The organism is Ralstonia flatus, assembly GCF_958439105.1.
GTDB lineage: Bacteria > Pseudomonadota > Gammaproteobacteria > Burkholderiales > Burkholderiaceae > Ralstonia > Ralstonia flatus.
Map to the genome: position 1 here is coordinate 42,516 of NZ_CAUDLI010000002.1, position 11,859 is coordinate 54,374.

General features: G+C 66.2%; 14 protein-coding genes. 6 read left to right on the forward strand and 8 right to left on the reverse strand.

Annotation, left to right across the window (positions count from 1 at the left end):
* Positions 1–29 precede the first annotated feature (29 nt).
* The 3 genes from R2676_RS03910 to R2676_RS03920 form a co-directional block, all read right to left on the reverse strand.
* Complete coding sequence (locus R2676_RS03910; RefSeq protein WP_027679634.1) at positions 30–335, reverse strand: hypothetical protein; 306 nt, start codon at positions 333–335, stop codon at positions 30–32.
* Positions 336–404: 69 nt separating this feature from the next.
* On the reverse strand, positions 405–572 hold the full coding sequence (locus R2676_RS03915; protein ID WP_004632450.1) for a DUF1328 domain-containing protein: 168 nt from the start codon (positions 570–572) through the stop codon (positions 405–407).
* Between the two features lie 90 nt (positions 573–662).
* A complete protein-coding gene (locus R2676_RS03920) occupies positions 663–2,069 on the reverse strand; it encodes a sigma-54-dependent transcriptional regulator (protein ID WP_206273843.1) in 1,407 nt (468 codons plus the stop codon).
* Positions 2,070–2,605: 536 nt separating this feature from the next.
* On the opposite strand from R2676_RS03920, the gene R2676_RS03925 reads away from it, so the two are divergent.
* Complete coding sequence (locus R2676_RS03925; protein WP_102065644.1) at positions 2,606–3,709, forward strand: sigma-54 interaction domain-containing protein; 1,104 nt, start codon at positions 2,606–2,608, stop codon at positions 3,707–3,709.
* Positions 3,710–3,769: 60 nt separating this feature from the next.
* Here the strand turns inward: R2676_RS03925 and R2676_RS03930 are convergent, their stop codons facing one another.
* Positions 3,770–3,916 carry a hypothetical protein gene (locus R2676_RS03930; RefSeq protein WP_180815215.1) on the reverse strand — a complete coding sequence of 49 codons (147 nt, stop codon included), beginning with the start codon at positions 3,914–3,916 and terminating at the stop codon, positions 3,770–3,772.
* Between the two features lie 22 nt (positions 3,917–3,938).
* A complete protein-coding gene (locus tag R2676_RS03935) occupies positions 3,939–4,337 on the reverse strand; it encodes a hypothetical protein (protein WP_206273844.1) in 399 nt (132 codons plus the stop codon).
* A 322-nt stretch (positions 4,338–4,659) separates the two neighbouring features.
* On the opposite strand from R2676_RS03935, the gene R2676_RS03940 reads away from it, so the two are divergent.
* From R2676_RS03940 to R2676_RS03950, 3 genes are read left to right on the forward strand one after another with little or no spacing between them, the layout of a single operon-like run.
* Complete coding sequence (locus R2676_RS03940; RefSeq protein ID WP_206273845.1) at positions 4,660–6,162, forward strand: RNA polymerase factor sigma-54; 1,503 nt, start codon at positions 4,660–4,662, stop codon at positions 6,160–6,162.
* A 5-nt stretch (positions 6,163–6,167) separates the two neighbouring features.
* A complete protein-coding gene (locus R2676_RS03945) occupies positions 6,168–7,382 on the forward strand; it encodes a glycosyltransferase (protein WP_206273846.1) in 1,215 nt (404 codons plus the stop codon).
* Positions 7,383–7,402: 20 nt separating this feature from the next.
* Complete coding sequence (locus tag R2676_RS03950) at positions 7,403–8,197, forward strand: DUF2334 domain-containing protein (RefSeq protein WP_206273847.1); 795 nt, start codon at positions 7,403–7,405, stop codon at positions 8,195–8,197.
* Between the two features lie 9 nt (positions 8,198–8,206).
* Here R2676_RS03950 and R2676_RS03955 read toward each other — a convergent pair whose 3' ends face one another.
* Positions 8,207–8,743, reverse strand: coding sequence for a phosphatase PAP2 family protein (locus R2676_RS03955; RefSeq protein ID WP_027679628.1), 537 nt, complete (start codon positions 8,741–8,743; stop codon positions 8,207–8,209).
* A complete protein-coding gene (locus tag R2676_RS03960) occupies positions 8,721–9,893 on the reverse strand; it encodes a glycosyltransferase family 4 protein (protein WP_206273848.1) in 1,173 nt (390 codons plus the stop codon). Before R2676_RS03960 ends, R2676_RS03955 begins: the two co-directional genes overlap by 23 nt.
* Between R2676_RS03960 and R2676_RS03965 the strand changes: the two genes are divergently transcribed.
* Both R2676_RS03965 and R2676_RS03970 read left to right on the forward strand, forming a co-directional pair.
* Positions 9,892–10,311, forward strand: coding sequence for a hypothetical protein (locus R2676_RS03965; RefSeq protein ID WP_316856916.1), 420 nt, complete (start codon positions 9,892–9,894; stop codon positions 10,309–10,311). The genes R2676_RS03960 and R2676_RS03965 overlap by 2 nt on opposite strands.
* Positions 10,312–10,330: 19 nt before the next feature.
* Entirely contained in the window at positions 10,331–10,495 is a 165-nt protein-coding gene (locus R2676_RS03970) for a hypothetical protein (RefSeq protein ID WP_206273850.1), read from the forward strand.
* 62 nt (positions 10,496–10,557) lie between these two features.
* Here the strand turns inward: R2676_RS03970 and R2676_RS03975 are convergent, their stop codons facing one another.
* On the reverse strand, positions 10,558–11,814 hold the full coding sequence (locus R2676_RS03975; RefSeq protein ID WP_206273851.1) for an AI-2E family transporter: 1,257 nt from the start codon (positions 11,812–11,814) through the stop codon (positions 10,558–10,560).
* Positions 11,815–11,859 lie beyond the last annotated feature (45 nt).

Below are 11,859 nucleotides of genomic sequence, written 5' to 3' on the forward strand. Positions count from 1 at the left end.
TGGCCGCCGTCAAAGGGAGGCGTTGGCCCTCAGTCGTTACCGCCGCCCAGCAGCCGGCTGATGAGAAAGCCCGCGCCGAACGCCAGGCCAATCGTCGCAAGCGGATGCGAGCGCATGCATTCGGCCGCATCGCTCATGAGCCGCTGCTGTGAAGCGCGCAGTTGCTCGCGCTTGGCAGCCGCCTCGTCGAGCGCGGTGGCCGCAGCGTCGGCAGTGCGGTCGATGGCCTGTGCGGTGGTCGCCTTCACACGCTCGGCGGCTTGCGCCACGTCGCCGCGAATGAGGTTGCCGTTGGCATCGGATTTGGGAAAGGGATTGGTTTGAGACGGTTCCATCAGTCAGCGCTCCTGGAGTTGCATGGCATCGTGAGAGCCGGGTTGAAAGCTGTGCGCATCATCCCGGCGTCATCCTCTGCCCGCGACCAGACCCCAGATGAGGCTGACCACAAACAGCACCACGAAGATCATGAACAGAATCTTGGCGATGCTCGCTGCGCCGGCAGCGATGCCGCCAAACCCGAGCACGGCCGCAATCAGGGCGATGATGAAAAAGACGACTGCATAACGCAGCATGGTGACCTCCTGTGCAGTTGAGTGAGCTTGCCGCCATGGGGCGGATACCCCACGGGATCAGCAAGCCGCGTACCGCACCAGGAGGCCGGGCTATGCCTCGGTGGCATGCGCGCGGCCGGAACCAGCGCTGTTGCCCTCGCCGCCGTCCTCGCCGCTGCTGTTGCCGTATTCCTCAAGCCGGTTGTAAAGCGTCTTCAGGCTGATACCGAGCAGCTCGGCCGCACGCTTTTTCACACCCCCGCATTGCTCGAGCGTGGCAAGAATGAGCTTCTTGTCGGCGCTCGCCAGCGATGTGCCGACCGAAATCGTCAGCGTGGAACCCGACGTGGTCTGCGTGCTCGACACCTGCAGCGGCACGTTGGCGGTATCGATGCCGGCGTCGTCTGACAGGATGTATGCGCGCTGCACGTAGTTGCGCAGTTCGCGCACATTGCCCGGCCAGTGGTAGCTGCGCAGCGTCTCCATGGCGGGCGGCAGGAATGCCTTCTTGGTATTGCTCTGCGCGTTGAGCTGGTCGAGGAAATGCTGGGCCAGCAGCTCGACATCCTTGCCGCGCTCGCGCAGCGGCGGCAATTGCAGCGGAAACACGTTCAGGCGGTGATACAGGTCGGCGCGCAGCTTGCCGTCTGCCACGGCCTCTTCGGGGTCGCGGTTGGTGGCGGCAATCACGCGCACGTCGGAGTCGATCTCGCGGTTGGTGCCCACGCGCATGAATACGCCGGTTTCCAGCACGCGCAGCAGCTTCACCTGCAGCTCGATCGGCATCTCGGTAATTTCATCGAGGAACAGCGTGCCGCCGTTGGCGCGTTCGAAGTAGCCCTTGTGCTGGCGATCCGCGCCCGTGAAGCTGCCGCGCTCGTGGCCGAACATTTCCGACTCGATCAGGTTGGGCGAAATGGCGCCGCAGTTGACCGGCAGGAACGGCTGCTTGCGACGCAGGCTGAGGTCGTGAATGGTCTGCGCGGCCAGTTCCTTGCCGGTGCCCGACTCGCCGATGAGCAGCACAGTCGCCTCGGTGGGCGCCACGCGGCTGACCTGGTCGTACAGCGTCTGCATCGCTGTCGAGTTGCCGAGCATCTGGCCGAAGAGGCCCAGGCGCCGCAACTCGCCCCGCAGATTGCCGATCTCGGCTTTGAGATCGCCGGGGCGCGGAATGCGTGCCAGGACCGATTTCAAACGTTGGAAGTTGACCGGCTTGACGAGGTAGTCGGCCGCGCCCATGCGCAGCGCCTCGACGGCGGTTTCCACGCTGGCGTGGCCCGTCATGACGATGATCTCGGTGCCGGAGTGCGGCGCGATGTCTTCCATCAGATCCATGCCGTTGCCGTCAGGCAGGACAAGATCGATCAGCACGGCATCGGGGCTGTGACGCGACATCTGAATGCGCGCATCGCGCAGCGACCCGGCCAGCGCGGTGGTGAAGCCCTCGGCACCCACCAGCTCACCCAGAGCGGCGCGCGCGTTGGCATCGTCTTCGACAATCAGGATATGTGGCATCTCAATGTGGTTGGATGAGCCGGCATGTGCCGGCGGTCATGCATGGCGCGACGGTGCGCCTGGCTGCAGAACCGGCGGCAGGTGCAAAAAGTATTCCATCCAATACAACCTACGCAATCGCGCTTCAAAACCCGCATCGGCGCGGGGCGTCGGTAATTTTTACACGGGACCGTGCAAGAAATGGATCGAATACATCACTCCGGCGTCCGTCGCGGAAGGACATCGCAATCAGCATAGTTGAGATGGTCGGGCCGGCGCCACCCTCGGGCCGAAATGGACACTTCTCGCCGCATGAAAATGTGAAAGCCGCGCGGCATCTGCGTCTCAGGCCCGTTTCTTGTCAGCGTTTGGCCGACAGGATGGAAGAAACGTCAGCGCACGCCCGACATACAACGCGCTTCGGCGGCCCTGATAATGGCTCAACTTTTCAACACAATGTGACGGGATGACGACGTACCCAGCCTTCCGGAGACTGCATCGCTGAAGATGCAGCCGCTCGCCAGGACGTCCCCGTCGCGATCAACCACGAGGGAGCCATGTCCTTGAGCGAAGCCTTCGCCGACGAACGTGCCGTGACCGCCGGGCGCCTGAGCTATCCCCCTGCCCTGGCCGACTTTGACGACGCCGAGCGCGTAGCGCCCGACGTTGAAACGCCTCCTGCCCAACCTGTTGCCGAGCCGGATTTCGGCCACCTCTACGGCCGCTCGCCGGTCATGCGCGCGCTGTACGACCAGATCGGCAAGGTGTCCGGCACGCTGGCCACCGTGCTCATCATGGGCGAGTCGGGTACCGGCAAGGAGTTGATCGCGCGCACGGTGCACGACATGAGCCCGCGCGCCGACCAAGCCTTCATCGCCGTGAACTGCGGCGCCATCTCGCCCAACCTGATCGAATCGGAACTGTTCGGCCACGAAAAGGGCAGCTTTACCGGGGCTGCCCAGCGCCATATCGGTTACTTTGAACACGCCTGCGGCGGCACGATCTTCCTGGATGAAATCACCGAGATGCCGGTCGAGATGCAGGTGAAGCTGCTGCGCGTGCTCGAAACCGGCGTGTTCATGCGGGTGGGCGGCACCGAGCCGATCCAGACGCGCGCGCGCATCATCGCTGCCACCAACCGCAACCTGCTTGAGGCGGTCAGCGAAGGGGCCTTCCGCGAAGATCTGATGTACCGCCTGGCGGTGGTGCCGCTGCATGTGCCGCCGCTGCGCGATCGCGGCGACGACATCGAAGAACTGGCCCTGCACTTTCTCGCCCAGTTCAATGCCGCGCACCAGACCGACAAGGTGTTCTCGCGTCAGGCGCTGACGGCCCTGCGCAGCCAGACCTGGCCCGGCAATGTGCGTGAACTGCGCAACGCCGTGCAGCGCGGCTACATCCTCGGCGAGAAAACCGTCGAGCTTGCCACGCCGCTCGCTCCGGCGCGCGGCCCGGCGCGTCCGACGGTCAAGGAAGGTGTGCTGAGCCTGTCGGTGGGCGTGACACTGGCGGACGCGCAGCGGGCGATGATCCTCGCGACGCTGGAGCATTTTCACGGCGACAAGCGCCAGGCTGCCAAGACGCTCGGCGTGAGCCTGAAAACGCTGTACAACCGTCTCGACCTCTATCAAAGCACCGCAGCCGCCGCCATGGCGGCCTGACTGCGGCGCTTCTCCAAGCCTCAACCTGGTAACGCCGTACCCGTGCATCCGCGCTGAGGTTTAGCGCGGATGCGCGTGCGCGCGCTCGCCGGGATGCTCGTGGCGTCGGCGCTCCTGCGGTTCGGGCGCGGGCCGGCGCGGTGCCGGTTCGGTTTCCGCGCGGGCGCGCGGGCCCGTGCGGACGGCGGTGGTGAGTGTCATCGGCATGGCGAGCCCTTTTCTTTCAACGTTACTGACCTTGCTTTGAACTGCCGGGGTAGGAATTACCGGTCGTCGTGGCCGCGTCATTGCCGCCGGCCTGCACGCCCGAGTGCGACATGTCTCCCGCGCTGTTCGTGCCGCCCGGCACGGTGGACCCGGACTTCTTGTGGTGGCGATGCTTCTTGTGCGCCGGCTTGCTGGTATCGCTGCCGCCCGCCGCCGGTGCCGCTTCGCTGCCGGCCATCGGTGTATTGGCCGTGCGATCGGCCGTCGACGACGGCGGGTCGGTGCGCTTGCCCGGCGCCTTGGTCGGATTGCTGGATTCCTGGTTGTCGACCGGGGCGGCCGTCGTCTGGGCCATAGTGGTACCCATACCAAGGCTGAAGATTGCGCTGGCAAGCGCAGCGCTCAGGAAACGTGTTCGCATGTGGTTTCTCCTGGGATGTGATGCTCGATAAGAAGGCAATGGAAGCGCACGGCGGCGCGTCTCCCGCCTCCTACCGCAGCAACGCATGTACCCGCGCTGCCACCCGTCTGCCTGGGCCAGCGCACTACCTGCCCGGGCCCGCCCTGTCATGTGCCGGCAACACTGCGCATATAAAAACGACATGACCATGTAGAAACCGGCGTGCCCGCCGCCCGTAAAGCCTTGTGGCGACTGGGTTTGCTGACATGGCATACCCTTTGCATCGATGCGGTGACCTGTCGACGGCAATGTCGACGCCCACTCACCAAAGGAGGCAAGGCGAATGGTCAAGGCCGCTCTGGAAATGCGTGCGAAGCAGCATCTCGCGCTAACGCCGCGGCTGCAGCAGTCCGTCAAGCTGCTGCAGTTGTCTGCAACCGAATTTGCGCAGGAAATGCAAGAAGCGCTCGCAAGCAATCCGTTCCTGGAAGAAGTCGAGCAAGAAGCAGGTGCGCAACCTGATGTCGCGCGCACCGGCGACATTGCCACTCCTGCCGATCTGGACGGCGCCGCGGCCGACCACGCGCCTGTCGACGATGCCCCGCTGGAAACCACCACCAGCGCCATCGAGACCGACGCGACGCTGGCCGCATCGGAAGACTTTCCCACCGACTTCAGCACCTACTACAGCCACGGCGGCGCCCACCATGGCGACGGTGATGACAGCGACATCGGCGAATGGGTGCACTCCACGCCGAGCCTGCGCGAGCATCTGCATCAGGAGCTGCGCAGCTATCGCCTGTCTGAGCGCGACTGCCTGGTCGCACAGACGCTGATCGAAGCGCTGGACGACGACGGCTACCTGCGCCAGCTGCTTTCCGAACTGATCCCGCTGGCGCCGGTGGAACCGCCGCCGACCGAGAAGGAAATGCAGATTGCGCTGGCGCTCGTCCAGAGCCTGGATCCGCCGGGCGTGGCCGCGCGCGACCTTGCCGAATGCCTGCGCCTGCAGATCGAAGCGCGCCCCGCCGACACCGAAGCCGAAGAGCGCATCCAGGAAATCGCGCAGGACATCGTGCGCAGCCACCTGCCGCGTCTGGCCAAGCGCGAATTCACGCAGATGCGCCGTGCGCTCGGGTGTACGGAAGACGAGCTGCGCGAGGCCTGCGCACTGATCCGCATGCTGGACCCGCGCCCGGGGCTGCGCTTCTCGCAGGCGCATGCCGGCTACATCGTGCCGGACGTGATCGTCACCAAGATCAAGGGCAAATGGATTGCGCTGACGAACCCGGCGGTGGCGCCATGCGCGCGCATCAACAAGGTGTACGCCGAGCTGTTTGCGCAGACGCGCGGTCACCATCGCACGCCGCTGGCGCATCAGCTGCAGGAGGCGCGCTGGCTGATCCGCAACGCGCAGCAGCGCTTTGCCACCATCCAGCGCGTGGCCGAGGCGATCGTCGCGCATCAGAAGCACTTCCTCGAATACGGCGAGGTCGCCATGAAGCCGCTGGTGCTGCGTGACGTGGCCGAAGAACTCGGCCTGCACGAATCGACCATCTCGCGCGCCACAGGCAACAAGTACATGGCCACGCCGCGCGGCATCTTCGAATTCAAGTACTTCTTCTCGCGCCAGCTGGCGACCGACACGGGCGGCGCATGCTCGGCGGCCTCGGTGCGGGCGCTGCTCAAGGAGATGATCGAAGCCGAAGACGCGGACGCACCGCTCTCGGATGTGTCGCTCGCGAAGATGCTGGCCGAGCAGGGCGTGATCGTTGCGCGACGCACCGTCGCCAAGTATCGCGGGCTCATGCGCATTGCGCCGGCGGAAATGCGGCGCCAGGTCTGACCACCGTGCGCAAGCTGCCCACCGATCACTACCCGCATCGCCACGACGGCGATGCCACGGCCGCCTCGTTGCATCTGGCGGACGTGACGATGTTCTGGGCGGCGGAAAGCGGTGGCGTCAAACGCTACCTGCGCGCCAAGCACGACTTTCTGCGCTCCACGCACTGGCGGCACACGCTGGTTGTGCCGGGCACGGCGGACGACGCCAGCAACGAGGTCGCCGTGGTGCCGGGTGTGCCGCTGCCGCTCTCGCACGGCTATCGCATTCCGCTGCGCACGGGGCCTGCCATACGTGCACTGTGTGCGTTATCGCCGGACCTGATCGAAGCCGGCGACCCATATCGGTTGTCGTGGGCGGCGGTACATGCAGGCGCGCGGCTGCAGGTGCCCGTGGCGGCGTTCTATCACTCCGATCTGCCCGCCTTCTTCCGCCGGCTGGGTGGTCCGCCGGCCGAGCTGGCCGCAGCGGCGTATGCCCGCAAGCTGTATCCCCACTTCGATACGGTGTTCGTGCCCAGCCGCTACATCGCGCAGAAGGTGGCGGACCTGGGCGTGCAACGCATTGAACTGCAGCCGCTGGGCGTGGACACGCGCCTGTTCCACCCCGCACGGCGCTCGCTGCGCTGGCGCGAACAGCTCGACCTGCCGCGCGATGCGCGCGTGCTGCTCTACGTTGGCCGCTATGCGCCGGAGAAAAACCTGCACGTACTCTGCGACGCGGTGGACAAGCTCGACGACGGCAGCGTGCTCGTCACCATCGGCTCGGGCCCGACACCTCCGCGCGGCAAGAACGTGCGCGCGCTCGCTTATGAAGGCGATGCGCAGCACCTGGCCGCCGCCATGGCCAGTGCCGATGCCTTTGTGCATGCGGGCGATCAGGAGACCTTCGGCCTCGTCGCGTTGGAAGCGATGGCCAGCGGCGTGCCCGTCGTCACGTGCGCAGCCGGCGGCTTGAGCGAGCTCGTGGACGAGCACGTCGGCTATGCCGTGCCACGCTGCGTCGCTGACGATTTTGCGCAGGCGCTCCAGGCGCTGCGCCAACGAGACCCCGTGACGCTCGCGCACGCCGCGCGCCGCCATGCCATGCAATACGACTGGCGGGCCGTGTTGCCGCAGCTGCTGCACCGTTATCTCGCCCTACTCGGCCGCCAGACTGGCACCGCCGCTGAAACAACACTCCCGCCGGCTCGCGAACGCGTGCGTGCATCGCGCGGCCGGTAGTCCACACCGATCTGTCCATCATGTCGCGCTATCTCATCCTCGCCATGCACGATGTCACGCCGGCCACCTGGCCTGCGTGCAAGGTGTTGCTCTCCGCATTGGACGAGGTGGCGCGCGTACCCAAATCGCTGCTCGTCATTCCGAACTTCTATCGCGGCCCGACCGCCCGCAACAGCGAGCGCTTTTGCCGCGTTATGAGCGAATGCCTGGCGGAGGGCGATGAACTTGTACTGCACGGCTATGCGCATCTGGACGACCAACCTCCCGGGGGCCTGATCGACCAACTGATCCGCACGCGCTACACGGCCGGTGAAGGCGAGTTCTCTGCGATTCCGCTGGCAGCCGCGCGTGCGCGCATCGAAGCCGGCGCAGCATGGTTTGCCGCCAACGGCTGGCCGCTGCATGGCTTTGTCGCGCCGGCATGGCTGATGAACCCGGCCACGTGGGAAGCGCTCGACGGGCTGCCACTGCGCTACACGACCACGCTGCAGCGCTTTTACTTGCTGCACCCGCGCCGCCCGCTCAAGGCACCGTGCCTGACGTATAGCGTTCGCTCGCCGGCGCGCCGGCTGGTGTCTCGGTATTACCTGCGCTGGCTGGCACAGCGGCATGCCGACGCACCGCTGCTGCGCCTGGGATTGCATCCGGCCGACGCGGCCCATCCCGATGTCATTCGCCATTGGCAGGAGTTGCTTGCGGCATGCCTGGAGACGCGCACGCCCGTCACCAAGAATGGCTTTGCGCAGGTGTTGGCGCAGGCCTGGATGGGCGGCCCGGAGACCACCGTCACCGGGCAGGCGCAAACATCGTACTGAGCGCGGGCCTTAGAACAGCCACACCGACAATCCGCCGATCAGCATCCCAAGCCCGGCACCCGCGAGCACGTCGCTCGGGTAATGCAGGCCGAGCACGACGCGAGAAAGGGCGACCATGAGCGTGAATGGCACGAGCGCCAGCGCCATGCGCGGGTAATACGCCGCCATCACGATGCTGAACGACACCGCATGCAGCGTGTGGCCCGATGGAAAACTGAACTGATCGAGCACGCGCCCGCACAGGTGGATTTCTTCGCAGGAAAGATACGGGCGCGGGCGGCATACACCGCGCTTGAGCACGATGTAGATGATGAGCGAGAGCAGCCCCGTCAGGCCCATCTGCTTGGCGCATTCCCAGCCCGCTTCACCGCCCACCACGGGCAACGCCGCCATCAACGCATACCAGAGCATTCCGTCGCCGAGGCGGCTGACACCGCGATAGAAGCGCATCGCCGACGCATTGCCCGCCACATGATTGAGCGCCACGGCGAGCTGCCGATCACGCTCCCGCCAGCGCTTCCAGTCAGGCCAGGCGTGGGTCGCCATGGTAGGCCTCCCCGTTGGTGGCTGCATCGTGCACGGCGATGAGCGCGTCTTCAAAGCGCTCGAGCACGCGCGGCCAATCGAGCGTCTGCGCCGTCACGCGGGCTGCCTGACCCAAGCGTTGCCGCAAGCCAGCGTCCGTGGCAAGGGTGACGGCATGCCGCGTAAAGGACGCCGCATCACCAACGCGCGCGAGCAAGCCGTTTTCGCTGCTGCGCACGTGCATGCCCGCCGCAGCGGTGTCGAAGGCCACCACGGGCAAGCCACCCGCCATGGCTTCGACCACCACGTTGCCGAAGGTCTCCGTCACGCTCGGAAAGAGAAACAGGTCCGCCGATGCGTAGTGCGCCGCCAGTGCTTCGCCATGCTGGGTGCCGGCAAAGATGGCATCGGGGCAGCGCCTGCGCAGTGCGTTGCGCTGCGGACCATCGCCCACCATGACGAGGCGAGCCTGCGGCACGCGTTCGCGCACAGCATCAAACGCATCGAGCGCGACACCCAGGTTCTTTTCCAACGCCAAACGCCCGACCGTCAGCACGACCGGCGTATCGGCCGAGACGCCCCACTGCGTGCGCAATGCATCGCTGCGGGCCTGCGGTGTAAAGCGGTATGCATCGACGCCGCGGGTGCTGACGGTCAGGCGTTCGAAATCGAGTTCGCTCAACTGCCGCTGCAATTCGCGCGTGGGAACGAAGGTGCGGTCGGTGCGATTGTGAAAGGCGCGGAGATACGCGCGCACCAACGTCACGGCGCCCTCCCACGCGTAGTGGCGGCCGTACTCGTCAAAGCGCGTTCTGAAATCTGACGTGACCGGCACGCCGAGTTGCCGCGCGGCCCGAATGGCAGACCAGCCGAGCGGCCCTTCGGTGGCCACATGCACCAGCTCGGGCCCGTAGGTGCTCCAGGCGCGGAGCAACCGCCGGCGTGCGGGCAAGCCCATGCGCAAATCCGGATACAACGGAATCGGCACGCCGGGCACGCGCAACGTGTCGTCCGCAAGTGCAGGCTTGCCGGCGTCGATGGCGCTTTGGCGTGGACGCACCAGCATCACGTCGTGCCCGCGCGTCTGCAGGAACGCCACGGTGCGTGCGGCCGTGAGCGACACGCCGTTCAATTCCGGCGGCCAGGTTTCGGTCACATAAGCAATGCGCATGGATCGATCAACCTTTGTTTTCGTCGCGGCGGTGCGAGGGGGCGCCCGTCTGCCCTCGCTTGTGCGCGAGGTCGTCTGCGCTGCGATGCGCGACCTGGCGATCGCCATCGTCGCGGTTGGCCGCATGGCGGTCGCGCACGACGCGCTCGACGCCGGGGGTGTCGTGCAGATCGGTATCGAGCTGCCCGCTTTCGATGTCGCGTGCGGCCTGTTTGGCACTGCTGCGCGGTTCGGAACGCTGCTCTTCAAGATCCTGGTCGCGCTCGTGCGGCAGCCGCTTGGCCGCGCTCGACGCCGGCTCGTCGTGCTCGGCGTCGCCATGCATCTTGTCGATGCTTTGGATGTTTTGGCCCGCGCCGGCCGCACGCGGCGGGGTCGTGCCCGCCGGACGTTCGCCGCGCTGATGGGGGCCGCATAAGGCGGGGCGGAGTCGGTTCATGGCGCCCTCCTGCGGACGTGATCTGAATGCCTTGCGCACCGCAACCGACGTGCCCGCAACGCATCTGTACGCCGCGCCGCGGACGAGACCGGCATCACCGCTACACAACGGCGCGATGAAGACGCTGCAGCGCACCGACGTGTTCGCTTGCGTCGTGGCGTGATGGTTGCGTAAGGGTTACATGCGCGCTTGTAACGCTTGCTGCGCAAGGTGATCCAGAAGGAATCAGCGCACGCGCGGCGAGCGTCGCGTATGGCGGCCTCGCAGTCGATCGAGCAGCCGCTGCGATACGCCGGCCGGCGCGTCGGTCGTGCCCAGCAGCGTACCCAGCGGCCGCAGCCGGTCGACGTGATCGCATACGACCTTGATCATCGCCGTGATGGACGTTCCGAGCAGCAAGCCCCACAGGCCCCAGAGCCAGCCCCACAGCAGCAGGCCGATGTAGACGACGCACGGATCGAGCTTGGACGCCCGGCTCTGCAGCCACGTCACGAGCAGCGTGCCGACCAGCGTGGCCAGCAGCAGCGTGACGCCCGCCACCATCAGCGCATCCGACCATGCACCCATCTGCAGGTACGCGCCAATGCCACTGGCCACGGCAATCACCACCGAACCTAGGTACGGCACGAAGTGCAGCACGGCGGTCGCCAGGCCCCAGACCGCCGCGTCCTCCATGCCCAGCAGCACAAAGGCCACCGTGGTGAGGATGCCCAGCACGATGTTGGTCGCAAACAGCACCAGCAGCGAATACTGGATCTGCGTGCCGATAACCGCCATCATGCGCACCGCCCGCTTCTTCTCGCTCAATGTATTGCCCACCGCGCGCACCCATTTGCGCTTGAGCGCCTGGCCGGAAGCGAGCAGGAAGTAGACGAGAAACGAGACGACGACCAGTTGCCCCGCCAGCGCAAACAGATTGGCGGAGCCGGTCCATAGAAACTCGCGCAGCGGCAGCACGGGCTGCGTCGTGGGCGGCTCGGCCGGTGCCGCTGCCGGTGAACGCCTGGCGGGCGCGGGTGCCGGTTTTCCTTGCACGCCTTCGGCGGCATGCTCGAGCGCGACCGTGGCCTCGCGCACCTTGTCGAACGCGCCGCCCATGTGGCCACGCATACCGTCCACCGCCTGCGCCATGCGCTCAACCGCAACGGGAAGCCGGGCTGCCATGGCGGATACCCCGTCTTGCATCCCAAAGACGAGCACCGCACCACCGATCCACAGGCCCAGTACCACGATACCTGCAGCGATGGGGCGCGGCACATGGCAGCGCCGCAACCACACCACCACCGGATTCAACGCAAACGCGAGCACCACGCCCAAAGTGAACGGCACCAGAAACGCGCGCGCCCATTGCAGAAACACCAGCGTGCCGCCAATGGCGACGAGCACCATCGCCACGCGCCATGCAGGCTGCCGCAGCCCATCAAGCAGGCCGGCGTGCAGCGGTTCGGACGTAACGGAGGGGGGCGTCGGGTCGGCTGGCATGGCAGAGAAAGTGGTTCACCGTTCTCTGCGCAAAAGTTGTGCCCC